Here is a 25,296-nt window from a genome sequence, read left to right on the forward strand (position 1 = left end):
TTTGTATTTCGAACCGTGGATAGCGAGACAGTTTTATGGAGTTGCCCGCATACCTCAAAATCATGGCCGACAAAGGCGCATCGGACCTCTACTTTTCCACCGGCACGCCGGTGATGATCAAGATCGAAGGCCAGACCAGGCCCCTGACCCAGACCCCCTTTCCGCCCGGCGCCGTCAAGAAGCTGGCGTATTCGGTGATGAACGATCGCCAGAGGGCCTCATTCGAACGGGATCTGGAGCTGGATATGGCCATCGGGGTGGACCACATCGGCCGGTTCCGGGTCAATGTATTCTGGCAACGTGGCGAAGTGGCGATGGTCATCCGCTACCTCAAAACCGACATTCCCTCGATTGAGTCCCTTGGCCTGCCCGGCATGCTCGAGCAGCTGATCATGGAACCCCGGGGCCTGATCCTGGTCGTGGGTGCCACCGGCTCTGGCAAATCCACCACGCTCGCGTCGATGATCGATTACCGGAACCAGCACCGCAGTGGCCATATTCTCACCATCGAGGACCCTATCGAATACACCCACACACACGGCATGAGCGTGATCAACCAGCGGGAAGTCGGTGTCGATACCCACTCCTACGCCGACGCTCTGAAGCGCGCTATGCGTGAGGCCCCGGACGTAATCATGATTGGCGAGATCCGGGACCGGGAAACCATGAAACAGGCGCTAACCTACGCAGAGACCGGGCACCTGTGTATCTCCACCCTGCACGCCAGCAATGTGGACCAGACGCTGCGCCGGATTGTGAACTTCTTCCCGGATGAGGCCCACCGGGAACTATTCATGGATCTCAGCCTGCACCTGCGGGCAGTGGTTTCCCAACGCCTCTTACGCAGTGTGGATGGCAAACGGGTCCCGGCAGTCGAAGTGATGCTTGCAAGTCCCTACATCAAGGAACTGGTTAACAAAGGAGAGATTGGCGGCATTGGCGAGGTTATGGAAAAGAGCCGGGAAATGGGCATGCAGACCTTCGATCAAGCCATCCTGGACCTTTACCACCAAGGCAAAATCACCAAGGACGAGGCCTTCTCCAATGCAGACTCAAGACACAATCTGGAAGTGGCCATCCGTCTTGAACAAGGCAAGATGGGCTCGGCCAGCTCGGGACTCCGCATCGACGACGGCAACTGAAAGCCCGCTGCTAAAACCTCGAAGGGAGCCCACCCGGCTCCCTTCTTTCGTTTGCATTTCGTGATGGTCGGGCGACGCTGTCGCTGATCACCCGCTGACGAACACCGGACCGACGCCGAAGTTCCAGAGAATGACGGAACCGACACGGGTGGACACCAGGATCACCAGGGCCACGGTCAGCAAGGCACCGGCATACATGACCGCCCGCTCCTTTTCGATACCCATGACGATCGGCAGGCCGTCATACATGAGCCAGGCGCCATAGCAGGCAGCAATCAGGAATACGATCGCATTGAACCAGGGCACCGGATACAGCAGGGCGAAGCCTGCCAGGAACAGCGGTGTGCAGGAGTATGCCGCCAGTGCAATGCCGTTGGACGGCACGTGCTCTTCCTTGGCGCCATAGGTCTTCGCCATCCAGTTAATCGCATAACCCAGGGCGAAAACCCCCACCAGCATGGCGAAATAGGTCAGTACACTCAGTTGCAGGGCGCTGATTTCTGTCAGTTTGATCAACCGCTCGTTACCCACCGTCCAGCCAAAATAGGCCGTCGAGATGTAAGCACAAACCGGTGCGATCGCCGCCAGAACCAGAACGTAGGCCACGTACAGTCGTCGCGGAGTTTCATGTTCTTTGCGAATGGACACCCACTCTTCATCGGGGTGCGTGAAAAGACCGAAGGCATGTTGCAGGAGCATGGACACCCCCTTTTTTTGCTGTTGTTGGTATGGTCAGGTACGTTTCCCGCACGCTGCTGGATCTGAGAACGGTACCTGAACTTAACTATAGTCAAGAATGAGGGGGTGGAAAGGCAGCTTTAATGCCTTTTTGTCATTTAGAAAAAGCTTTCAGATCCTTTGGTTCTGGCAAGGCATCAAACGCGCCGAACCGGGTTGCGGTTATCGCACCGCAGCGGCTGGCGAATTTCAGGGCATCGGCGAGCACACCCTCCGACGTCAACCACTGCCGAAAACCGGCGCCGGAAACCCGGTCCTGCCAGAGCCGGAAGAGCAGCCCGGCCACGAAGGAGTCCCCAGCCGCGGTGGTATCCACGGCACGGACCCGCGGCGGCTCGATCAGCAAGGGTTCCCTACCCGCGAACGCTCGCAGGGTAGCGGCGCCGTCCGACACCACCACCAACGGCACTCCCTGCTCTTGAAGGGTGTCCGGCACGGCCCCGGCATTCTCGCCATAGAGCTGTTCCAGCTCCTCCCGGCTGAACTTGACGATGTCTGCCTGCCGGGCGATCTGCCCGATGATTTCCGGCGCTTCCTGCCATGCCGGCCAGAGTCCGGGCCGGAAATTGACATCGAAACTGACCAGGCAACCGGCCTGGCGAGCCCGTGCCATCAGGTGCTGTGAGGTCTCGCGAATTGCCGGTTCGGTCAGGGTGTTAGAGCACAGGTGAAAGATCCGGGAGGCCCCCAGCGCGCTTTCCGGCAACTGATCCGGCCGGTACAGCAGGTCCGCCGTGGCGTTGCGGTAGAAGCTGAAACTGCGCTCGCCCTGGTCATCCAACGACACTATCGCCAGCGCCGTCAGTGCCGAGTCCGACATCGCCAACCGGGAGGTATCCACACCATAACCGGCCAACGCGCGGACAATCGTCTGACCGAACACGTCATTGCCCACCTGGCCGACAAACCCGGCGCGTCCGCCCAGCCGGGCAACACCGACCGCCACGTTGGCCGGGGCACCGCCGGGCTGTGGTACATAATGTACACCACCTTCGCCCTGCTCACCCCGCATATCAATCAGCGCTTCGCCGAAGCACAGAATATCGGACATCGTCTGGAACCTCTCGAACAGTTACGGGCAGCTTTCACGCACCAGCAAGTGAGTCTGCAGAAGGACATTCCGGTCCTCCTGCTCACCGAGGAAGATACGGGCCGCCACCCGGCCCTTTTCGGCACTCTGCTGGTAGACGGTGGTCAAAGATGGATGGATATTGGCGCCTTCCGGGATGCCGTCGAAGCCGACGACCCGGACATCGTCCGGTACCCTCAGCCCCATCTGCAATGCTGCCTGGATGGCTGCCAGCCCGATGCGATCACTCATACACAGCAGCAGGTCTGGCCGGGGCGAACTGGTCAGTGCCTCGCGCGCGGCCTGGTAGGCATCCTGGTGAGTGTTGGTGGGCGTGGACCAGATTCGCTCCGACGGCACCTGGTAACCAGCCGCTCCCAGGGCATCAAGGTAACCGTTGAGGCGCCGGACCGAAATCGCCCGGGTCTCGCTGAACAGCTCACGATCCCGGATCCGGCAGACCCGATCAGTGTCCACCAGCCTCAGGCCCAGAATGGCCACCTGTTCCGGCGGTGTGCGCAGGGCATGTTCGGCGCTACGGCGGGCGCCGTCGTAGTTGTCGATGTTGACCCAGGTACAGCCTTCCAGATCGAAGTCCACCACCACCACAGGCTTGCCGTGCTGCTTCAGGCGCTGGTAGGTTTCTTCTTCCTTGAGCCAGCCGTAGATGACAAAGCCATCGACCATCGATTCCTGCAGTCGGCTGCGCTGTTCATCGTGGCTGGAGAGCAGCAGCATGTTCATGTGTCGCCGATCGAGAACCTCGGCCACCCCGTGCAGGAATTCGTTGGCCACCGGATCGGTCAGACTGTAGGCCAGGTTGTCCGCCAGCATCACCCCGACAATGCCGGTACGTCCGGTCCGCAGACTGCGGGCGGCCGCATTCGGCCCCATGTAGCCCAGGCGCTTGCACTCCTCGAGAATCCAGCGCCGCTTCGCCTCAGAGAGCTGGTCCGGCCGATTGAAGGCATTGGAAATGGTGGCCGTGGAGACATTGAGTTTCTCGGCCATCGCCTTCACGGTTAGCCGTTTCGGCGTATTACTGACGGTCATGATTTCTCCACCGGTGTGTTTCTATGGTCAACGGCTCGCCGCCGCGGCCAGTCCGGCGGTTTCCGGCTGTCGTGCATGGGCTGGCAATGCCTGGTTGTTGCTGCCGAAGACGTGGACCAGGTGCGCGTCGGTACTCAACGCCACCCTCTGGCCGGGCGTGATCTCACAGGGTACCGGCTGGCGCACCACCATCAACTCTTCCATGGCCGGCAGCTCGATGTAAACGTAGGCCTCGTTGCCCAGGTACTCGACGTTAACCACCTCAAGACCGTGATCCGGTCCGGAAACTTCCAGGTGGAAGTGCTCGGGCCGGACGCCCACCGTGACCGCGTCGCCCTCTGCCAGCGCAGCAGTGTCGCGGTTGATCGCCAGTGTACCAAGTCCATCCACGTCGACCTGCGTCCTGTCGTTGCCTGTGCCTCCGGCGATCCTGCCCGGCATGAGGTTCATCCTGGGCGATCCGATGAAGCCGGCCACAAACAGGCTGGCCGGGTGTTCGTAAAGTTCATAGGGAGTACCGACCTGTTCGACATTGCCCTTGTTGAGCACCACGATCTTGTCGGCCAGGGTCATGGCCTCCACCTGATCGTGGGTCACATAGATCATGGTGGACTGCAGGCGGTCGTGCAGTTTGGCGATCTCGGTACGCATCTGGACCCGGAGGCTGGCATCAAGGTTGGACAGCGGCTCGTCGAACAACATGATCCGGGGCTCCCGGGCCATGGCACGGCCAATGGCGACCCGCTGGCGTTGGCCACCGGACAACTCCCTGGGTTTGCGGTCCAGCAGTTTTTCCAGCTGCAGGACCTGGGCGGTCTTTTCCACCCACTCCCGGATCCTGCCTTTGTTGGCCTTGCCCAGCTTCAGTCCGAAGGCGATGTTCTCGTATACGGACATGTGGGGGTACAGGGCATAGGACTGGAATACCATGCCCACACCCCGCTCCTTGGGGGATTGTTCGGTCACCACCTCGCCGTCAATCTCGATGTCACCACCGGTGGGGTCTTCCAGGCCGGCGATCAGGCGCAGGAGGGTGGACTTGCCGCAACCGGACGGACCGACAAAGACAACAAACTCCCCGTCTTCGATGCGCAGGTTCACGCACGGCAATATCTCTTCTTTACCAAAGGTCTTGTTGATGTTCTTCAGTTCCACGCAAGCCATGGTGGAGACTCCTCTGTTGATCGCCCGGCTCCGGCCGGGCGCTCCGAAGTTTAAAGTTCTGCAAACAGGGCCTGGTAGGGCGGCAGCACGAGGTCGCCGCCCTCGATACGGCCCTCGAAGCCGGGGTCACTGACGACCCTGCCGACAGCGAGGGGCAAGGGCGTCCGGATCTCGCTGCCGGTCAGGTTCACGGCCACCAGCAGCCTCTGCTCGTCGGTTCGGCGAATCCAGCACAGGGCATCGCCGGTGTCCTCGAGCAGTTCCAGGTCACCTTCCACCAGGGCTGGCTGTTGCTGGCGCCACTGGATGAGTTTGCGCACCCGGTTGAGGGTGGAATCCGGATCCTGCTCCTGGCCCTGAACCGACAGCTCCCGGTGGGCCGGGTCGATGGGCAGCCAGGGATCACCGGTGGTGAATCCGGCGCCGGGTTCCGGCGTCCAGGGCATGGGTGTCCGGCAGCCGTCACGCCCCTTGAATTCCGGCCAGAACTCAATGCCATAGGGGTCCTGCAGGGCTTCAAACGGCACCCGGGCCTCCGGCAGACCGAGTTCCTCGCCCTGGTACATGGACACGCTGCCACGCAGGGACAGCAGCAGGGCCATGAGAACTCGGGCATACGCCGCCGGATCGTCCACGCCTTCGCCCCAGCGGGTTACCACCCTCGCTACATCGTGGTTACTCAGGGCCCAACAGGGCCAGCCCTCGCCCAGACCATGCTGGAACCGGCGCACCACGTCACCGACCCAGTCCGGACCATGGCGGTCCGACAACAGGTCAAATGAGTAGGCCATGTGCAGCCGGCCGTTGCCCCGGGTGTATTCGGCCATGCGCTCAAGTGGCTTGTCGTCACCGATCTCGCCCACCAGAGTGGTGTCCGGGTAATGGTCCATCAGCCGGCGCAGGTCCGCCAGGAAATCCAGGTTCTCCGGCTGGCTCAGATCGTATACATGGCGCTGGTAGGTGTAGGGGTTCACGCCACTGGCCACGAAGGTCCTGGGCTGATCCGCGGGCACGGGCGGGTTATCCTCCAGGCCCTGGCTGTGATAGTAGAAGTTCACCGTATCCAGCCGGAAACCGTCGGTGCCCATGTCCAGCCAGAAACGCATGTTGTCCAGCTGGGCCCGGCGCACCTCCGGATTGTGGAAATTCAGGTCCGGCTGGCTGGCCAGGAAGTTGTGCAGGTAATACTGGGCGCGGCGGCTGTCCCAGGTCCAGGCGCTACCGCCGAAGATCGACAGCCAGTTGTTGGGCGGCGTGCCGTCGGGTTTCGGGTCGGCCCACACGAACCAGTCAGCCTTCGGATTGTCGCGGCTCTGGCGGCTTTCCTCGAACCAGGGATGGACGTCCGAGGTATGGCTCAGCACCTGATCGACGATGACCTTCAGGCCGAGACGATGGGCCTCCCTTACCAGGGTCTGGTAGTCGGCCATATCGCCGAACATCGGGTCCACACCGCGATAGTCGGAAACATCGTAACCGAAGTCCTTCATCGGCGAGGTGAAGAACGGCGACAGCCAGATCGCATCCACCCCCAACGAGGCCACGTAGGGCAGCTTCTCGGTGACGCCTCTGAGGTCGCCGATGCCATCCCCGTTGGTATCCAGAAAACTGCGGGGATAAATCTGGTAGATGATGCCGCCTTTCCACCATGGCTGGGTCATACAGAAAACTCCTTGATTAACCTTTGACCGCGCCCGCCGTCAGGCCGGACACGATTCGACGTTGAAAAATGAGCACCAGCACCACCAATGGCACGGTTACGATCACCGAGGCCGCCATCAGGTTGCCCCAGGGCAACTCGTGCTGGGAGCCGCCGGTAATCAGGGCAATGGCCACGGGCACCGTGCGCTGGTCGTCGGTGAGGGTGAATGTGAGTGCGAACAGGAACTCGTTCCAGGCAGCGATGAACGCCAGCAACCCGGTGGTGGCCATGGCTGGCCACATCAGCGGTACAAACACCTTGAACAGGGTGGTCAGGGGCGATGCGCCATCCACAATGGCGGCCTCCTCCAGTTCCTTGGGCAGCTGCCGCATGAAGGTGGTCAGTATCCACACCGTGAACGGCAGCGTGAAAATGGTGTAGGAGAAGATCAGCGCCAGCGGATCGTTGTAGAGGTTCATGGCACGGATCACCTCGAACAGTCCGGACAACACCGCCACCTGGGGAAACATGGAGACCCCGAGCACGATCATCAGCACCGCACTGCGGCCCCGGAACTGGACCCGCCCCAGGGCATAGGCCGCGGTCAGCCCGAACCCCATGGCGATCAGCACCGTGGCGAAGGACACCAGGACGGAATTCCAGATGCTCTTGACGAACGAACCCTGCCCCAGCACCGCCGCGTAGTTGGCAAAGTCGAAAGAGCTTATCCAGTACTCCACCGTGAACAGCTCTGAGCCACTCTTGAACGAGGTCAGGATGGCGTAATAGAACGGGAACACCGTGAACAGCAGGATCGCTGCCAACAGGATGGTAAACCCGATCTTGCCCGCAATTTTCTTCAGCAAACGGGAGTTCATGCCTCACCTCCGATCTGTTTGCGGCCGAGGTAAAGATAGGTGATGGTCGCCAGGGCAATGATCAGGAACAGCACGGTGGACGCCGCCGAGCCATAGCCGACATCCTGGAACTGCACCAACTGCTGGCGGGCGTAGACCGACATAGACATGGTGTCCTCGCTGTTGGAGGTCAGCACGTAGATGACATCGAACACCCGCAGGGCATCCAGCACCCGGAAGATGATGGCCACCATCAGCGCCGGGGTGATCAGCGGCAGGGTGACTCTGAAGAACACCCGGACCGGATGGATGCCATCCACTTTTGCCGCCTCGTAGCAGTCCGAGGGCAGCATCTGCAGGGCCGCCAGCGTCAGCAGCGCCATGAACGGCGTGGTCTTCCAGACGTCCACCATGATCACCGCCCACATGGACAGGTCCGCGTTGGCGGTCCAGTTCAGGGGCTCGGCGATGATACCCAGGGTCATCAGCAGATCGTTGATGATCCCGAACTGGTCGTGGAGCATCCAGCCCCACATCTTGGCCGACACAATGGTGGGAATGGCCCAGGGAATCAGGGTGGCGGCCCGAATCCAGCCACGGCCCCGGAACTGGGCGTTGAGGGTCAGGGCAATGATCAGGCCCAGCACCGTCTCGGCGCCCACGGAGACCACGGTGAAGAACAGGGTGTTCCAGACCGCCTGCCACCAGGTGGGATCTGCGAGGACCCCGAACCACATGCCATCGTCATAGACCAGATAGTTCTCGAAACCGACCCAGCTGTACTCGCTGATGTTGGCGAAACTGGCGTCGGTGAAGCTGAACCAGATGGTCCGGAACAGCGGCCATCCCGCCACCGCAGCCAGCACCAGCAGCATGGGGATCAGGAACACCCATGCCGCTCGCAGGCGCTGGCGGCGCACCTTACTGGCCTGCCGCCGGGCGGGGACAGAGGCGGTCGGCGTCTTGCCGACCGCTTCGGTTTCTGCGGGTGCTGGAGTGGTGTGTGACATGACCCGTTACCAGCCCCGGCGACCCAGACGACGCAAGTCGCGCTCAAGCGCGCCCATGGCCTGCTCCGGCTCCGCCTCGCCGGACAGCACGCTGTGAACGGAATTGAAGAAAGCATTGGACACGCGGCCGTAACTTTCGCCAGTCACCGAGGATGGCCGCGGCACACCATTCTTGAAGGTCTCGAACAGTTCGCCGAAGAACGGCACCGCCGCCAAAACTTCTTCATCCCGATATAACTCCGGGAGCGTGGGGTTGTAGCTGCCTTCGATCGCCCGGCGCTTCTGTTCCTCGTAGCTGGTCAGGTAACGCACCAGGTCAGCCGCCAGCTCCGGGTTCTCCGAATACTTCGACACCGCGAGTTGCCAGCCTCCCAGGGTTCCGGCATGACGTCCGTCCTCGCCACCTTTGGGTAGCGCCACCACGCCGACCTTGCCCTTCACCGGGCTGTCATCACTCTGGGCCAGGCTCCAGGCGTAGGGCCAATTGCGCATGAACAGGGCATTGCCGGACTGGAACACGCCCCTCGCCTCTTCTTCGGTGTAGTTCAGGACGGCGCGCGGAGAAATGGTGTCTACCCAGCCGCTGGCCAGGCCCAGGGCTTTGATCGCCTGTGGATTGTTGATGGTGACATCGCCGTCGGCGTTCACAATGGTGCCGCCGTTATGGCTGGCCACCCACTCCAGGGCGTCACAGGTGAGCCCCTCGTAGGCGCGGCCCTGCCAGACAAAGCCCCAGAACCTGTCGTTGCCCGCCTTGCGTTCAGCCTTCATGACAGCTTCAGCGGTGTCCGTCAGCTGCTGCCAGGTCCGGGGCACCGGCTGATCGTATTTTTCCAGTAGATCCTTGCGGTAATACAGCACCCCGGCATCGGTGAACCAGGGCATGGCAACAAGCCGGCCATCGACGGTGTTGTTGCGCACCAGTGCTTCGAAATGCCCGCTTTCGGCGCCGTCCATGTGCGGGGTCAGATCAATCATGTGCTGGGCCAGCATGCCCGGCCAGACCACATCGATCTGGAAGATATCCACGTCGCCAGACTGGGCGGCCAGCAACTGCTGGTACAGGGACAGACGCTCGGTGGCGGAGTTGGGGGTGGACACCACCTGAACCTCGTTGCCGGTCTTCCCGGACCAGGCGGCAACACCTTCTTCGCAAAGCTGACGCTCGGCACCCACGGCGCCGCAGGAGATGGTGATGGTTTCTGCCTGCAATCCGCCGCTCATCAGGCAGGCGGCTGCACTCCCGATCATCCAGTGTTTCAGGGTAAATCTGGACATAGTGATCACCTCAATTCAGTTTGTTGTTGTCTGTCTCAGAACCAGATTTCCATTTGTGTCCCGAAGGTCCACTGGCCGCTGTCGAACTCACTGTCCGCGCCCAGGGCGTCGCCCGCCGCGTAGTTCTCCAGCTCATCGTCCCAGGTGGAGTAACTGGCGAACACACGGATTTCGGGCCGGTTCCAGAATCCGCCGACCTGGGGCTTGAAGGTGGGTGCAATGGTGAAGCGGCTGTAGTCGCCATCGACGGTGTTTCGATCAGCATAGCCCAGGGTGGTGATGTCCATGGTCTGCCAGGATGCTTCGTACTGCATCTCGAAGTTGGCGGTGAACTCCTGGGCCAGTCGGGCGTTGAAGGTCAGCCACTGGTACTCGTCCCCCTTGATGTAGCGATCCTCGCTGGTCTCGGCGAGGATCGCCGGGGCAAAGCGCCAATTCTCGCTCAGATAGGTGGTGCCGTAGACACCCAGGCGGGTACTGACCGCATCCTCGTGCAGGTCACCATCGGCGCCGATGTTCTTGGTCTCGGCCCCAAGGCCCTGACCATGCATCACCGCCACCTTGAAGTTGCCTTCGGACACACCGAAGAAGCTGTCGCCGTGGTAGGCCAGCATAGTGTGGACGCCGGTCTCCGAGGCCTCGGTATTGCCTTCGACAACACGCTCGTCATTGTCCTGAGCCTTCATGGCACTGATCATCCACTGGACATTGCCGAAGTAGTTGTTGGCGGTGAGAATCAGGTTATCGGTACTGTAACTGCCTTCCGGCACAAAATCGGTGTCAGCCGCAAAATCCAGGAAGCTACGACCGTACAGGGAGAAGTTGGACTTCACCGAGTCGGTAAATTTCACGTCATAGATTCCAGCACCCAGACCGGCCAGGAAGACAAAGTCGCTGTCGAGCCAGTGAATGTCGAAGTTATCCCGGTCAAAGCGCTTGCCGGCCCAGATCGAGGCGTCCTCGAAAATACCGGTGAAACTGGCCAGATTGCTGAACTCCACGTAGGCCTGGCGCACGTTCAGGGCGCCGTCACCGGCAGTCCAGTCGTTGCTGGAGGTGGTGGAATCGGCAATCATCAGGCGGTAGTGGGATTTGGTGCCGTTCTCGGCTACCTGCTTGTAGTTGAGGATGGCTTCCAGATAGGTGTCCGGCTCGTTACCCAGACGCCCCACGGCACCGCCCACGGAGCCTGCCGGGGTCAGGTAAGGACCTCCCGGGGCACTTTGCAGGTCGCCATTGAGCAGTAGCCCGGAACGGGCATAAGTGTTAAAGGAGAAGCCCTCGTCGCCAGTGGCCTTGGGTTCGACTTCGGCCAGCCTTTCTTCCAGGGCCACCAGGCGCTCCTCGACGCTCTGCTGCTCCTGGGCTGCCAGGGACGTACTGGCAAGTGCCAGGGTGACCGCAAGGGCCAGAGGGTTGGGGTTTGGTGATTTACCAAAGATCATCTGTCGGAACCTCGTCTTGTTTTTGTAAGGTTTATTTTCGTCCAGTCGATGCTGACTTAATGCATTAAGTCGATAGACCAAAAAAATGGGTCCGTCGGGGTCAGGTGTGGAGCGTCTCCTGTTCTGGTGCCACGATCAATGCCTCAAGCCAGTATCCTTGCTTAACCATCAAGCCGGAGACGGTGATCCGAGCCCGATCTTAATTGATTAAGTGACAACCAAAGATAAAAGCGATAGTTCACTTCTGCAACCGTCAGGAGAACTTAAATTCAACTTAAATTTCAGGGGCTCCGGATGGCCCGTAATGGACCACCCGTAAGCAGGAAGGCAGGGGAAAGATCAGGCCTGACGGGGATCGGTCTGGGCTACCCAGGGCTTTTCCTTGCGGCTGTCCCGGAACGCCAGCAGGCTTTCAACGCCGGTGAAGTCCACCAGGTCCCTGAAATCCAGCCAGTCCACCAGGCAGTAAAGGCAGATCGCCGGGTAGTTCCAGGCCTCGAACTGCCCTTCCTCGACCTGAGCCGCGAGAGTCCGCAGGGTGGTCATGATCCGTTCCCGCTGCAGGTTGAAGAACATCACATCGGCGTCGACATCAATGCCGGAACGCTTGGACAACAGCAGGGTGACCGCAGAATCATTGGCGCCATCGATCAGCGTCAGTTGGTTCTGCTGGTCCCAGGTCAACGGATCACGGTTCTGTTTGGCGCTGATGTAGCGGGCAATGATTCGGGAGTCGTAGATTTCCTGCCCATCATCCTCGATCATGGGAATCTTAAGCGCCGGATTGTTGCGCCGCAGCTCGTCCCGGTCCTCGCCGTAGATATCCAGGTTGATGAACTCATAAGGTTCCTCATCCAGCAGGATACGGATGCGGCGCACGTAGGGAGAGGTGGTGGATCCAATCAGCTTCATATCTGCTCCGGTTGTCAGGTTCCCAGCAGGGTTTCAGGGTTTGTATAGGTATACCCGGTGGCTTCGGCCACTTCCCTGTAGGTCACCTTGCCGGCCATGACATTCAGGCCCGCCAACAGATGGCGGTCATCCTTCAGGGCCTGTTTCGGCCCCTTGGAGGCCAGGGCAGCAATAAACGGCAGGGTGACATTATTCAGCGCCAGGGTGGACGTTCGAGCCACCGCACCGGGCATGTTTGCCACGCAATAATGTACCACACCATCGACCACGTACGTGGGATTGTCATGGGTGGTGGGTTTCGAGGTCTCGGCACACCCGCCCTGGTCGATGGCCACATCCACGATGACACTGCCTTCGGGCATGCGCCGGACCATGTCCCGGGTGATCAGTTTGGGCGCCGAGGCACCGGGAATCAGCACACTGCCAATCACCAGGTCCGACTCGATAACTGCCTGGTCGAGGGTGTGGGCCGTGGAGAACAGAGTGGAAATCTGGTTACCGAAGCGGTGGTCCAGATGCCGGAGCACCTCCATGTTGCGGTCCACCACTGTCACGTGGGCGCCCAGGCCGACGGCCATGGCGGCGGCATTCTGCCCCACCACACCACCGCCAATGATGGTGACCCGGGCCGGATTGACCCCCGGCACGCCACCGAGCAGAACTCCCCGCCCACCGAGGTATTTCTCCAGACAATGGGCACCCGCCTGGATCGACATACGGCCGGCCACTTCGGACATGGGGGCCAGCAGCGGCAGCCGGCCGGCGTGATCGGTCACGGTTTCATAGGCAATGCAGGTCGCCCCGGATTGCACCAGGTCGTCGGTCTGCGCCTGGTCGGGAGCCAGGTGCAGGTAAGTAAACAGAGTGTGTTCGGGCCTGAGCAGGGTCCGTTCGCCGGCCTGGGGTTCCTTGACCTTGACGATCAGCTCCGCCTGTTCAAACACCTCCTCTGCGGTGGCCACCAACCGGGCACCGGCCTGCCGGTAATCGTCATCGGAAAAGCCGATGGCCGTTCCGGCTCCTTCCTCTACATACACATCATGACCATGACCACACACTTCATGAACCGACGCCGGAATCATGCCGACCCGGTACTCATGGTTCTTGATCTCCTTCGGAACCCCGACTTTCATGGACAATCTCCTGCACTGTGCCAAAGTGAATCCGTGAGTCTCTGGCTCAAGTGTAGTAAAAAGGACGGTATTCCGGATGACGCAATTGAATGCATCGGGTTTCCGGCCACGGCCGTATCAAACGGCACAAGAAAACCAGAACCAGAAGGAACAGGAGGAAGCATGAACCCGATAAAAACGACAGCCCTGGCAACCACTCTTGGCCTCACCCTCGCCAGCACAGGAGTTCTCGCCGAAATGCAGACCGAAACCATCGAATACACCATTGGCGACACGACCTTCACCGGTTATCTGGCCTGGGACGATGAGGATGAAGGTCAGCGCCCCGGCGTGCTGGTGGTTCACGAGTGGTGGGGCCATAACGAGTTCGCCCGGGACCAGGCCGAAAAGCTCGCGGCCGCCGGCTACACCGCCCTGGCGCTGGACATGTACGGCTCGGGCAAAGTCACTGACCACCCCGACACAGCCCAGAAATTCATGCAGGAAGCCACCAAGGACATGGACCAGATGAAGGCGCGCTTCCTCAAGGCCAGGGAACTGCTGCAGAACCATGAAAGTGTCGATGACGAGCGCATTGCCGCCCAGGGTTATTGCTTCGGTGGTGCCGTGGTGCTGAACATGGCCCGCCTGGGCGTCGATCTTGATGGTGTGGTGAGCTTTCACGGCGCCCTGGGTAGCCCGATCAAGGCCCAGGCAGGTGAGGTGAAGGCGCAGGTCCAGGTCTACACCGGCGGCGCCGACCAGATGGTCCCCTCCGATCAGGTCGCCGCCCTGGTCAAGGAAATGCAGGATGCCGAAGTGGACCTGACCCTGGTGACCTTTCCGGGTGTCCGGCACTCCTTCACCAACCCTGGCGCCGACAAAGTAGCCGAGGAATTCAACATGCCCATCGGTTATGACGAAGAAGCTGCCACCCGGTCCTGGCAAGGCACCATGGAGTTCTACCAGCGGATCTTCACCCAGTAAGGTGCAACCAGAGCGCGTCCCGAAAGCTCCGGGGCGCGCCCCTACCTGTTCTGCTCCAGGGCATCACCGATCGTTGCCCGCACCTCGTCCATCAGTACCTCCACCGGCTTGTCCGATGCACTCACCGGGGGATGGATGACAATGTGGATTTCGCCACAGGTAAAGGCGGCATGCCCCTTGGGCAGCCGTTCATGGGAGCCGGCGATGGTGACCGGCAGGATCGGCAGTTCGCCATCCCGGGCGATCACAAATCCGCCCCGCTTGAAGGGCAACAACTTGCCGTCCCACGAGCGGGTTCCCTCCGGAAACAGCAGGATACCGGTACCATTCGGCAGCTGAGCGACGCCCTGCTTGATGCTCTCGAGGGCGTCCGCCCCTTTTGACCGGTCGATGAACAGGTTACGGGACGTCTCCAGCGCCAGGCCGAACAGGGGCACCTTGCGCAGCTCCTTCTTGATCACCCACCGGTACTGCAGGCCAAGAGCCAGCACCAGGGCAGGCGGGTCGAAATAGGAAGCGTGGTTGCTGAGAATGACGTAGCGCTGGCCCGGCTGGATATGTTCCTTGCCACTGACTCGCAGGCGGATGCCGCACACTTTCAGGATGATCCAGGCATAGATCCGGGTACCGTGGAAAGCCGCATCACCCCGTTTGCCGGCAAGCGCAGCAATCACGATGGGCAGGAACAGGATCAGGGTAAGCAGGACCGCCCAGAACAGGATCCAGGTGGCCTTCAGAAATCGCAACAGCATGGAGGGAATCCCTGTATTTCTCGACAACCGGTTAAACGAGCAACAGGGGGACAAAGATTACATATTGCCGGGGAAATCACAAAAAAAGGCAGCCGAAGCTGCCTTTTTTGCGTGTTGCTGAATCCGTCAAGGATTACAGAGCAACAACGTTCTCCGCCTGAGGACCCTTCTGGCCCTGAGTTACGGTGAACTCGACCTGCTGGCCTTCAGCCAGGGTCTTGAAACCAGAGCCTTGGATGGCGCTGTAGTGAACGAATACGTCCGGGCCGCCTTCACGAGTGATAAAGCCAAAGCCTTTAGCTTCGTTGAAGAACTTAACAGTACCGGTAGTAGTAGACATACTTAAACTTCCTGAAATCAATCATTTACTCTACTGCCTCACACCACAGCGGCGCTCGGTCAGCGTTTGCGGAAATACAGAACTCGCTTAATCAAAAACAGGACGGCACTACTGACTACAGGTACGTCTTATTCATGAAACGCTTTACTGACTCTTTCCTTGAGATCCAACTCTACGCGGGAATCCCGGGAATGCCAAGCGAAATTTCAAAGATTTATGTAGGTAAAGATACCCACCGCCAGGGAGTCATCCCCTGATCAGGGAAAAGGTGTAAAAACCGAGGGCGGTCATCAGGATAGAGCCCACTACGTGGGCGAGAATGCCGGCCATCGCCATGCCCCACTTCCCCTCCTGGAGCGCCGCAAACATTTCCAGGGAAAACGTGGAGAAGGTGGTCAGGGCCCCGCACAGGCCGGTGATGGCAAACAGGCGCCACTCGGGCGATAGCGACGTGCCATGGGTGAAGTACCCCATGAGCAGGCCAATCAGCCACCCCCCACCGAGATTGGCGATCAGGGTCCCATAGGGAATGGCATGGTAGGTGGTGTTGAGCCAGAGCCCCAGTGCCCACCTCAGGTTGGCACCGATCACCGCACCCATACTTACCGCCAGAACCGATAGCCACATGCCAGTAAACTCCACCCCTAACACAGAAGGCGCCCGACGGGGCGCCTTCCATTACACTACGGAATATCCGGCGATGATCAAGCCGGATTGTGGTCGATCACGGTTTCCTGGTTGCGGGCAAAGGCATCGAACGGGAAATCGTCCACGGTCAGCATTTCCAGCACAACCTCCTCGTACTGCCGCATGAAGTCCGCTTCTTCCTTGGTATAGATGCCTGCCTTGAGAGCTGCCTCAAAGCGCTCCTCGGGATGCAACGCCGTCATCGGCAGCTCACCCTTGGCATACGCCTTGGTTGCCTTGCGGTAAAGCTGCTCGGCTTTGTCGTAATCCTTCAGCAGACCGTTATAGCGGGCCACCGGGTTCTCGACCGTACCCTCACCGTCGGTGCTCCAGATACTGGCCAGCAGCTTGTGGCGGATCGGGGTATCGGTGGAGATGGCTCTGGCCAGCTTGCGGGCCAGGCTGTCGTGGGGCGCATCCCAGCGACGCCCCAGGGGCATGGTGATTGCCCGGAGCGCCAGCGCCACCGACCGGTTCGGCAGGTTCTGCAGGAATTCATCCAGGGCGTTCTCGGTGCGATTGAGAAGTAGCTCCAGGCTGTATTCCATCACCTCCCGCTCGCCTTCGACCGGCTGGGTCTCGTGCCAGTTTTTCAGCACCATGGACGCCAGGTACAGGTTGGACAGCATGTCCCCCAGCCGGGCAGATATCAGCTCACGCATCTTCAGCTCACTGCCGAGGGTGGTCATGGCGGCATCGGCGCACAGACCAAACGCGGCGCTGAACCGGGCCACCGCCTGGGCGTAGCGACGGCTGGAGCTGTCAAAAGGCACATCGGCACGGCCCAGGCCCAGCGCCTGGGTAAAGGCCCTGGACGCGTTGCCGAAGATCAGGCCGGCGTGGCCGAAAAACGCCTTGTCAAAGGCCCGGATGTCGTCGTTGTCCTTGGCCGCCAGTTCCTCGAGAACGTAGGGATGGCAACGGATCGCGCCCTGGCCGAAGATCATCAGGCTGCGGGTCATGATGTTGGCGCCTTCCACGGTGATCGACACCGCGGCGCCGCTGTAGCCGATGCCCAGGTAATTGCGGGGCCCCAGGGTGACGGTCTTGCCACCGTGGACATCCATGGCGTCGGTGAGGATGCCGCGCTGGAACTCGGTTAGGTGGTATTTCAGAATCGCCGACGGCACCGCCGGTTTCTGGCCGTTGTCGATCATGTTGGCGGTGTGATTCACCGCGGCCTGGGCGATGTAGGTCTTGGCAGCGATGCGGGCCAGGGGCTCCTGCACGCCTTCCATCTCGGCCACCGGAGTGTTGAACTGCCGGCGGATACGGGTGAAGCCACCGGCAGTCCCCACCGAATAGGCCGCAGCGCCCGCTGCGCCTGACGGCAGGGTAATGCAGCGACCGACCGACAGGCACTCAACGAGCATGCGCCAGCCCTCACCGGCCATCTTCTGGCCACCGATGATGTAGTCCAGCGGGATGAAGACATCCTTGCCACGGATCGGGCCATTCAGGAATGGCGTACCGATCGGGCAGTGGCGACGGCCGATTTCCATGCCTTTGGTGTCCCGGGGAATCAGGGCACAGGTAATGCCGTAGTCTTCGGTGTCGCCGAGCAGACCATCCGGATCAAACATTCGGAAGGCCAGGCCGACGACGGTCGCCACCGGTGCCAGGGTAATCCAGCGTTTCTCGAAGTTGAGGCGGATACCCAGCACTTCCTTACCGTCCACTTCCTGCTTACAGACGATGCCGGTATCCGGCAGCGAGGTGGCGTCCGAACCCGCGCGCGGGCCGGTCAGGCCGAAGCAGGGAATCTCCCGGCCATCGGCCAGGCGCGGCAGGTAGTACTTTTTCTGTTCTTCGGTGCCGTACTTGACCAGCAACTCGCCGGGGCCGAGGGAATTCGGCACGCCGACGGTGACCATCAGCATCTCGTTCGCCGCCAGTTTCTGCAGTACCGCGGTCTGCGCCTTGGCAGAGAACTCCAGGCCACCGTATTCCTTGGGAATGATCATGCCGAAGAACTTCTCTTTCTTCAGGAAGTCCCAGAGTTCTTTCGGGAGGTCAGCCCGCTCCACCGCGATATCCCAGGAGTTGCACATGGAGATGGCATGGGTGCACTGGCTGTCCACGAAGGCCTGCTCTTCCTCGCTCAGGCCGTTGTTGCGGTTGATCAGCAGGCTGTGCCAGTCCGGGCGGCCGGTGAACAGCTCCCCGTCCCAACCGACGGTGCCGGCCTCCAGGGCTACCTTTTCGGTATCGGACACCTTGGGCGCCACCTTCTTGAACATGGCGAAGATGCGGGGGGTCAGCCAACCCTGGCGGAAGCCCGGCAAGCCGGCTGCGGCCGTGGCAGCGGCACCGAGAAACAGTACCAGTGCCAGCCAGCCGGAGGCAAAGATCCACGACAGGAAGCCGACCACCACCATCACACCGATGGCGGGTTTGGCCCCCGCCTCACGGCGCATGACGATCAGCAGACCCGCCAGCGCTACCACAAACAGAATGAAAGTCATCATAGGTTTTCTCTGTCCTCCATGGATTGCGAGAACTCCGGCGGCTGACGGCTGCCAGCCGGCCCCGGAGCACCAAGACTACACTGTGTTACGTTCACGGTACCTCATCAGATGAGGGCTGGCCAGCAATTGCTTCTCAGTCAGGGGGTTACCGCCATCAGGCGGTCACAATCACGCGGATCCCTTCCAGGGCCAGGCTGGCATGGCTAACCGCCTCCCGGGCCGCCGCCAGCTGGTTGCGGAAATAGTCGATCTCCTCATCCCGGATGGCCGGGTTGACCTTCTGCAGAGCCTCAAGCCGACGGATTTCCGGGCCGAACACGGCCTCGACACCGGCCAGAGCTTTCTCCTTCAAGGGCTCCAGATGGGGTTCTGACAGGCGCTCGGCGTGATCCACCATGGTCTCTACCTGGGGCCGGATCTGGGGCACGATCGCCTGTGCGGTGCGGCGGCGGATGTTGGAGCACAGCTCATTCAGCCGGTCGTGGGGCAAGGCGGCAGACAGCTCCTTGCCATTGACGTCCACCAGCAGCCGCAGGGGCGATACCGGCAGGTAACGGGTCAGTTGTAACGACTCCGGCGCCGGGCAATGCACGGTGAACAGGGCCTCCATCAGCAACGTCCCCGGTGGCAAAGCTTTTACCGAGAGGCTGGCCAGTGCCGCCTTGCCGAGCCCTGAGCTGGTCACCGAATCCATCACGCCGGTCACCATCGGGTGCTCCCAGCTCATAAAGGCAAGGTCTTCCCGTTCCAGGGCCTGTTCCCGGCTCCAGGTCACGGTCAGGCCGTCCTCCGGCAGGTCGGTGACATGCCCGGCGTGGTAATGCTCACCGGGCCTGAGCACATCCGAGTGCTCGCCATGGTCTTCCACGTCCACGCCAAGGATGTCGAAGGCTTCGATCATGTAATCCCGGACCTGGGCGGAAGCCTCTTCCTCCTCGATCCGGCCGATCAGCTCCTCGGCCACGTCCCGGCGACAGGAATTCAGTTCGATCAGGGCGTCCCGCCCGTTCTGCAACATGGTCTTGAGCCGCGCGGTTTCATGGGCAGAGGTTTCGGTCAGTTCGTCCAGCACACCGGTGTCGCCATCGATGGCCTGCTGCCAGCGGTCCTGCACCGCCTCCTGCACGGCCACGCCAACGGCGCAGCTCTCGGCAAAGGCATTCAGTCCCTCATGGAACCAGCGATACTGGACCTCCTGGCTAGTACCCTCCAGGTACGGGATGTGAATCCGGATGGCGTCGGTCTGGCCAATGCGGTCCAGCCGGCCGATGCGCTGCTCCAGCAGGTCCGGGTTGGCGGGCAGGTCGAACAGCACCAGGTGATGGGCAAACTGGAAATTCCGGCCCTCGCTGCCGATTTCGGAGCAGATCAGGGCCTGGGCGCCCTGCTCGCTGTCGGCGAAATAGGCCGCCGCCCGATCCCGTTCCACCAGGCTCAGGTGCTCATGGAAGGCCGCGCTGCGAATACCGGCGCGCAGCTGCAGATAATGCTCCAGCGCCATGGCTGTCTCGGCATGGGCGCAGATCACTACCACCTTGGCCGGACGTAGGCCCAGCAGGGTCTTCTCCAGCCAGGCGACCCGGGGATCCTCGGCCAGCCAGCGCTCCTCGGCCCGGCCGTGCTCGGGACTCAGGCCCTCCAGGCCCACATCGAGGCCGTCATAGAGTTCCGGGCATGGCAGTTGGACCGGCTCCGGCTGGCGTTCGGGAAAGCCCCGGATCGCCGCACGGGTATTGCGGAACAGGATCCGGCCGGTGCCGTGGCGGTCGAGCAACGCGTCGATGATCGCCTGCCGGGCATCGCTTTCCTGCTCCAGCTGGTCCAGTTCATCGCCGAGCCAGCCGCGGAGGGCCTCACGGTCGGCATCACTGATCGCCTCATCTTGCTGCAGGCGACGCACCACCTGGTTGATGCTTTCGTACTGGGATTCCTCTTCCCGGAATGTCTCCAGATCGTGGAAACGGGCCGGATCCAGCAACCGCAACCGGGCAAAGTGGCTGGCAACGCCCACCTGCTCCGGTGTGGCGGTAAGCAGCAGCAACCCCCGGGTCCGGGCCGACAGGGATTCCACCACCTCGTATTCCGGGCTCGCCGCTTCCGGCGCCCAGGCCAGGTGATGGGCCTCGTCGACGATCATCAGATCCCAGCCGGCGGCCAGGGCATCCTCGCGGGCGCTGGCGTTGTTGGTCAGGAAATCGAGGCTGCACAGGACCAACTGATCGGTCTCGAACGGATTTTCCGAATTTTCGTCGCCGAAGATGTGATTCACCAGGGCGTCAATGTCATCCTCATCGTCCTTGAGAGCGTCATAACGCTCCTGGTCGATGATGGAAAAGCGCAGGTTGAACCGGCGCAGCATTTCCACCAGCCACTGGTGAATCAGGGAATCCGGCACCACGATCAGCGCCCGCTTGGCGCGACCGGTGTGTAACTGGTAATGCAGGATCAGGCCGGCCTCAATGGTCTTGCCCAGGCCGACCTCATCCGCCAGCAGGACCCTCGGCGCGTGGCGCCGGGCCACTTCCTGGGCAATGTAGATCTGGTGTGGCAGGTGCTGGGTCCGGGCACCGATCAGACCCTGGGCAGGCGAAGCCCGCAGACGATCCTGGTGTTGCACGGTGGCATAACGCAACCGGAACGCTCCGTTACGGTCAAACTGGCCGGCAAACAGACGTTGGTGCGGGGCCGAGAAATTGACCGAGCCGGCCAGCTTCACTTCGGAGATCTGGTGGATATTCTCACCGTCATCGGCGTGGTACATAAGCACACCGCCGATATCTTCCACGGCCCGGACGATGTAACGGTCGCCGTCAAAGGTCTCTATGTCCTCGCCGATCTGGAACACGATGCGGGACAGTGGCGCGTTGTCGATGGCATAGGTACGCTCCTCGTCCGCGGCCGGAAAACCCAGGGTGACCCGACGCCCGGAGATATCCGTGACGATCCCCAGACCCAGCCCGGTGTCGCTGTGACTGACCCAGCGCTGACCAATGACAAAATCCGATGTTTCCAAGAAGCCTCCAAACCGATATTACGTGCAGAATTTTTGCAGAACTTATTTGAGAGCTGAGCCGTTTTCCCGCACCCAGTAAGCAGTCGCGCCGCAAACCGCCGCAGGCACCACCACCAGATTCAGTACCGGCACCATTGCCGCCAGCGCAACGGGCAACCCGAACCCCAGGGCCGAGAGCCGGGTATCACCCAATAGCCGGCGCAGTGCCGGAAAACTGACCTTGTGGTTATCCGCCGGGAAATCCACGTATTGCAGGGCCATCATCCAGCAGTTGAACAGGAACCACAGCACCGCCGCCGCCAGGTTGACCACGGGAATAAGCCCGATGATGAACAGGCCGATAGCGCGGGGCAGGTAGTACAGGATTTTCTGGACCTCCCGCCAAAGGGCACGGGGAATGTCCTTGATGATTACCGCCCAGCTGTCATCGGTATTGATTTCCTGGCCGGTGAGATGCTTCTCGGTAAGCTCCGCCAGGTAACCGTAGAACGGGGAACCGATCAGATTGGCGACAATGACGAACCCGTAGGCCAGCATCAGCAGGATCACCGCGCCGTACAGGATCCAGAACAGCCAGTCGAGGGCCTGCAACCAGGTCCAGTCCGGCAGGAAACCCATGGCCATGGCAATCAGCGCAGCAAAGCCCTCGGCCATGAAATAGAACAGGATTCCGAACAGGAAGATGTTGATGACAATGGGAATGACGACGAACAGGCGCAGGCCGGGCTGTCGAATCAGGCGGAAACCCTCCCCCAGGTAACCCAGTCCGCGAAAAAAGTTACCCTTGAGCATGGCTGGCTGATCCTCCGCTTCAATGACAGTGACGGGGCGCAAAGCATATCATGTTGGCAAACATCCCACAGCCCGGAAGGACCCTCGGAAACTCCCCATGGCATCATTCAAACAACACGGTCTGGCTCTGCTTCAAAACCGGACACTCTGGCGGGTAGCGCTGGCGGCGTCCCTCATCGCCATCGTGGTTCTGGCCACCATGGACACCCGCTACCCCATGCCGTCCACCCCCAGCGACAAGATCAACCACCTGATCGCCTTCCTGGAGTTGACCATCCTGACCCGTTTGGCCTGGCCGGAACTGCGGGCACTCTGGTACGTGCCGGCACTGTTGCTGTTCGGCCTGGCCATTGAACTGGTGCAGGCGACCCTGCCCTACCGGGATTTTTCCCTGAAAGACCTGCTTGCCGATGGCGTCGGTATCGCTATTGGCCTGCTGCCCTGGCCGGGGCTGCCCAGGGCCGGAAAGCTGGACTTAAGAGATTCGCCCGATTCATTGTGAGATATTTCCTACATTGCTGTGCGAGCTTTCAGCATCAATGAGTGCGAGGGCATCGGTTAACGCGCTTCATTTCAAGCTAACCCATTGATCTGATTGAAACAGCCAGAATGTGATACAGCATTCAAAAGGTAATACCCGCCCCCGTCACACGTTTGTCAACGCTCCCTTGCTATAGTGATTTCGTCAGGGATGACAAGGAAGTGGACGACGCATTGGATGCACCCCGGCACGGAGCGCGGGGAGAGGCAAGGACACAGGGACGCCTCGCTTAAGGGAAAATTAACCGGAAAGCCGGCTAGGATGCTGGCGCCAGGGAGCGGAGACCAGGGACCAGCAACAAGGCAGTTGCCCCAGCGCATGGACGCGCCGACCTGTTCCGAAAGGGTGGCCAAATGGTCACCCTTTATTTTTTCAGCCCCCGGCTTTTGCCCGATAGATCCTCACCCTGTTGAATTCCTCGAATTCGTTGAGATCCGGCCAGGTTCTGGCTTCGATCACTGCCTGTTTTTCATAACAGTCATTACCAAGATCCCTGACCCGGGAATCCGCCAGCAAGACCTCTGACGCCGCGGCCAGAAATACCTCCAGCAAAGGGCGGTTTTCCGGGTCATAGAGTACGTCTGCCGCGGTCACCAGATCGATGCCCTCGGGGCGCCGGTTCCAATCATCGCAATACTCCAGGGTCACACCGTTGAGAGCTGCGTTGGCCCCCGCGGCGTCCAGGGCCGCCGGATCCAGGTCACAAGCGATCACCCGCGACGCACCGGCCAGTGCGGCCGCCACAGCGACCACACCCGACCCGGTCCCGAAGTCCAGCACCACCTTGCCCCGGACAACATCAGGATGTTCGAGGATCCATTGCGCCAGTACCTGACCACTGGCCCAGCAGAACGACCAGTAGGCCGGCTCCGCCACCACCGCCTGGGCTTCGTCATGGGACAGGGGGCCCTCCAGCACCGCCGGGTCAAACAGGCACAGGGAAATTTCCGGGCAGCCCGCGGGCCGGGTCTCTGCCACCCGGCCCCGGCTCAGGGTCTTGCGCAAGTGTTCGTTCAACCGTTCCGGTGACATCCTCCCTCCAGTTCCGGATCCAAAAGGTCGGGTATTGTACCCGCCCGAAGGTCCAGCGGCAGCGCCCAATGGGCAGAAAGACACCGGATCCGTTATACTCTCGCCTCACATTTTCAACCTCCAGGTCCGTGAAATGGCGACCCGATCCGACACCGACGACTACCTGTCCCTATTCCTCAACGACGTGCCGCTGATGGATGTCCGGGCACCGGTGGAGTTTGCCAGGGGCAGCTTTCCCAGTGCCGAGAATGCCCCACTGATGAACGATGAGGAACGGCACCGGGTCGGGATCTGCTACAAGGAAAAGGGCCAGGACAAGGCCATTGAACTGGGCCACCAGCTGGTCTCCGGCGATATCAAGGCCCAGCGCATCGAGGCCTGGAAACGGTTTGTTGCCCGCCATCCGGACGGTTACCTGTTCTGTTTCCGTGGCGGATTACGCTCGCGCCTGACCCAGCAATGGATTAAGGAATCAGGCATCGACTACCCACTGGTCAAGGGCGGCTACAAGGCCCTCCGCCGGTTCCTGATCGACAGCCTCGAGGAACTGATCGAAAAGAGCGAGTTCCGGGTGCTGAGCGGGCGTACCGGTACCGGCAAGACCCGGGTGTTGCACCAACTGCCCAACCCGGTGGATCTCGAGGGTCTGGCCAACCATCGTGGCTCGAGTTTCGGCCGCCGGGTCACACCCCAGCCTTCCCAGATCGATTTCGAAAACCGCCTGTCGGTGGCCATGCTCAGGGCCCACCACCTGATCGGCGGACCGATTTACCTGGAGGACGAGAGCCGCCTCATCGGCCGCTGTGCGCTGCCGGAAAGCCTGCGGGAACGTATGGCCAGCGCGCCCCTCCTGGTTCTGGAACAGCCGATGGAAGAGCGTATCGCCATCATCCGCAAGGACTATGTGGAAGACATGCATGCCGACTACGTAGCCCGGGACGGCGAAGCGGCGGGCTGGCTGAACTTCCGCGACTACCTGTTGTCCGCCATGGACCGCATCCGCAAACGCCTCGGCGGCGAGCGCCACAAGCAACTCCGGGCTCTGATGGAAACCGCCCTTTCGACCCAGGAGCAGCAAGGCGACCTGCACGGCCACGATGCCTGGATCGAAGCGCTCCTGACCGACTATTACGACCCCATGTACGATTACCAACTCAGCCAGAAAGAGGGGCGGATTCTTGTCCGTGGAGGCCCCGAGGTCATCATCGAGCAAGCCAGCCTGGCGCGGTCTGCGTAAAACACCAGACCCACCGGACCCTCTA

General features: G+C 61.0%; 22 protein-coding genes. 4 read left to right on the plus strand and 18 right to left on the minus strand.

Annotated features, from left to right (window positions below; genetic code table 11):
- Positions 1-35: 35 nt before the first annotated feature.
- On the plus strand, positions 36-1,142 hold the full coding sequence (locus tag ACQUTG_RS04615; protein ID WP_428918249.1) for a PilT/PilU family type 4a pilus ATPase: 1,107 nt from the start codon (positions 36-38) through the stop codon (positions 1,140-1,142).
- Between the two features lie 87 nt (positions 1,143-1,229).
- On the opposite strand, the gene ACQUTG_RS04620 is transcribed toward ACQUTG_RS04615, so the two are convergent.
- From ACQUTG_RS04620 to ald, 11 genes are all read right to left on the minus strand, one after another.
- Positions 1,230-1,841 (minus strand): Yip1 family protein, encoded by a 612-nt coding sequence (locus ACQUTG_RS04620; protein ID WP_428918250.1) that lies wholly within the window; start codon positions 1,839-1,841, stop codon positions 1,230-1,232.
- A 133-nt stretch (positions 1,842-1,974) separates the two neighbouring features.
- Positions 1,975-2,931, minus strand: coding sequence for a carbohydrate kinase family protein (locus ACQUTG_RS04625; protein WP_428918251.1), 957 nt, complete (start codon positions 2,929-2,931; stop codon positions 1,975-1,977).
- A 21-nt stretch (positions 2,932-2,952) separates the two neighbouring features.
- Positions 2,953-4,002 (minus strand): LacI family DNA-binding transcriptional regulator, encoded by a 1,050-nt coding sequence (locus ACQUTG_RS04630; RefSeq protein WP_428918252.1) that lies wholly within the window; start codon positions 4,000-4,002, stop codon positions 2,953-2,955.
- Between the two features lie 27 nt (positions 4,003-4,029).
- The gene (locus ACQUTG_RS04635; RefSeq protein ID WP_428918253.1) at positions 4,030-5,166 is read right to left on the minus strand and encodes an ABC transporter ATP-binding protein; all 1,137 of its coding nucleotides are present in this window, start codon (positions 5,164-5,166) and stop codon (positions 4,030-4,032) included.
- A 50-nt stretch (positions 5,167-5,216) separates the two neighbouring features.
- Positions 5,217-6,827 carry an alpha-glucosidase gene (locus ACQUTG_RS04640; protein WP_428918254.1) on the minus strand — a complete coding sequence of 537 codons (1,611 nt, stop codon included), beginning with the start codon at positions 6,825-6,827 and terminating at the stop codon, positions 5,217-5,219.
- 16 nt (positions 6,828-6,843) lie between these two features.
- Positions 6,844-7,686: a carbohydrate ABC transporter permease gene (locus ACQUTG_RS04645; protein ID WP_428918255.1), complete on the minus strand. Its 843-nt coding sequence runs from the start codon at positions 7,684-7,686 to the stop codon at positions 6,844-6,846.
- Positions 7,683-8,675, minus strand: a complete 993-nt coding sequence (locus ACQUTG_RS04650; protein WP_428918256.1) for a carbohydrate ABC transporter permease — start codon at positions 8,673-8,675, stop codon at positions 7,683-7,685. The genes ACQUTG_RS04645 and ACQUTG_RS04650 overlap by 4 nt, the downstream gene beginning before the upstream one ends.
- A gap of 6 nt (positions 8,676-8,681) precedes the next feature.
- Positions 8,682-9,926 carry an ABC transporter substrate-binding protein gene (locus ACQUTG_RS04655; RefSeq protein WP_428918465.1) on the minus strand — a complete coding sequence of 415 codons (1,245 nt, stop codon included), beginning with the start codon at positions 9,924-9,926 and terminating at the stop codon, positions 8,682-8,684.
- A gap of 62 nt (positions 9,927-9,988) precedes the next feature.
- Positions 9,989-11,398, minus strand: a complete 1,410-nt coding sequence (locus ACQUTG_RS04660) for a carbohydrate porin (protein WP_428918257.1) — start codon at positions 11,396-11,398, stop codon at positions 9,989-9,991.
- A gap of 339 nt (positions 11,399-11,737) precedes the next feature.
- Positions 11,738-12,310, minus strand: coding sequence for a glutathione S-transferase N-terminal domain-containing protein (locus tag ACQUTG_RS04665; RefSeq protein WP_428918258.1), 573 nt, complete (start codon positions 12,308-12,310; stop codon positions 11,738-11,740).
- Positions 12,311-12,324: 14 nt separating this feature from the next.
- The gene (gene ald, locus ACQUTG_RS04670; RefSeq protein WP_428918259.1) at positions 12,325-13,443 is read right to left on the minus strand and encodes an alanine dehydrogenase; all 1,119 of its coding nucleotides are present in this window, start codon (positions 13,441-13,443) and stop codon (positions 12,325-12,327) included.
- Positions 13,444-13,605: 162 nt separating this feature from the next.
- Between ald and ACQUTG_RS04675 the strand changes: the two genes are divergently transcribed.
- Entirely contained in the window at positions 13,606-14,409 is an 804-nt protein-coding gene (locus tag ACQUTG_RS04675) for a dienelactone hydrolase family protein (RefSeq protein ID WP_428918260.1), read from the plus strand.
- Positions 14,410-14,450: 41 nt separating this feature from the next.
- Here ACQUTG_RS04675 and ACQUTG_RS04680 read toward each other — a convergent pair whose 3' ends face one another.
- The 6 genes from ACQUTG_RS04680 to cysZ form a co-directional block, all read right to left on the minus strand.
- A complete protein-coding gene (locus ACQUTG_RS04680; protein ID WP_428918261.1) occupies positions 14,451-15,161 on the minus strand; it encodes a lysophospholipid acyltransferase family protein in 711 nt (236 codons plus the stop codon).
- 133 nt (positions 15,162-15,294) lie between these two features.
- A complete protein-coding gene (locus ACQUTG_RS04685; protein WP_008172950.1) occupies positions 15,295-15,501 on the minus strand; it encodes a cold-shock protein in 207 nt (68 codons plus the stop codon).
- 246 nt (positions 15,502-15,747) lie between these two features.
- Complete coding sequence (crcB, locus tag ACQUTG_RS04690) at positions 15,748-16,128, minus strand: fluoride efflux transporter CrcB (protein ID WP_428918262.1); 381 nt, start codon at positions 16,126-16,128, stop codon at positions 15,748-15,750.
- A gap of 77 nt (positions 16,129-16,205) precedes the next feature.
- Positions 16,206-18,656: an acyl-CoA dehydrogenase gene (locus tag ACQUTG_RS04695; protein WP_428918263.1), complete on the minus strand. Its 2,451-nt coding sequence runs from the start codon at positions 18,654-18,656 to the stop codon at positions 16,206-16,208.
- A gap of 154 nt (positions 18,657-18,810) precedes the next feature.
- Positions 18,811-21,669 (minus strand): RNA polymerase-associated protein RapA, encoded by a 2,859-nt coding sequence (gene rapA / locus ACQUTG_RS04700; RefSeq protein WP_428918264.1) that lies wholly within the window; start codon positions 21,667-21,669, stop codon positions 18,811-18,813.
- A 42-nt stretch (positions 21,670-21,711) separates the two neighbouring features.
- Positions 21,712-22,461 carry a sulfate transporter CysZ gene (cysZ, locus tag ACQUTG_RS04705; protein ID WP_428918466.1) on the minus strand — a complete coding sequence of 250 codons (750 nt, stop codon included), beginning with the start codon at positions 22,459-22,461 and terminating at the stop codon, positions 21,712-21,714.
- A 97-nt stretch (positions 22,462-22,558) separates the two neighbouring features.
- Here cysZ and ACQUTG_RS04710 point away from each other — a divergent pair, with 97 nt between their 5' ends.
- Positions 22,559-22,963 (plus strand): VanZ family protein, encoded by a 405-nt coding sequence (locus tag ACQUTG_RS04710; protein WP_428918265.1) that lies wholly within the window; start codon positions 22,559-22,561, stop codon positions 22,961-22,963.
- Between the two features lie 411 nt (positions 22,964-23,374).
- Here the strand turns inward: ACQUTG_RS04710 and ACQUTG_RS04715 are convergent, their stop codons facing one another.
- Entirely contained in the window at positions 23,375-24,034 is a 660-nt protein-coding gene (locus tag ACQUTG_RS04715) for a 50S ribosomal protein L11 methyltransferase (RefSeq protein ID WP_428918266.1), read from the minus strand.
- A gap of 133 nt (positions 24,035-24,167) precedes the next feature.
- Between ACQUTG_RS04715 and mnmH the strand changes: the two genes are divergently transcribed.
- Positions 24,168-25,271 carry a tRNA 2-selenouridine(34) synthase MnmH gene (mnmH, locus tag ACQUTG_RS04720; protein ID WP_428918267.1) on the plus strand — a complete coding sequence of 368 codons (1,104 nt, stop codon included), beginning with the start codon at positions 24,168-24,170 and terminating at the stop codon, positions 25,269-25,271.
- Positions 25,272-25,296: the final 25 nt, after the last annotated feature.

Origin of the sequence: Marinobacter sp. DUT-1, assembly GCF_050379415.1 — a bacterium.
Lineage (GTDB): Bacteria > Pseudomonadota > Gammaproteobacteria > Pseudomonadales > Oleiphilaceae > Marinobacter.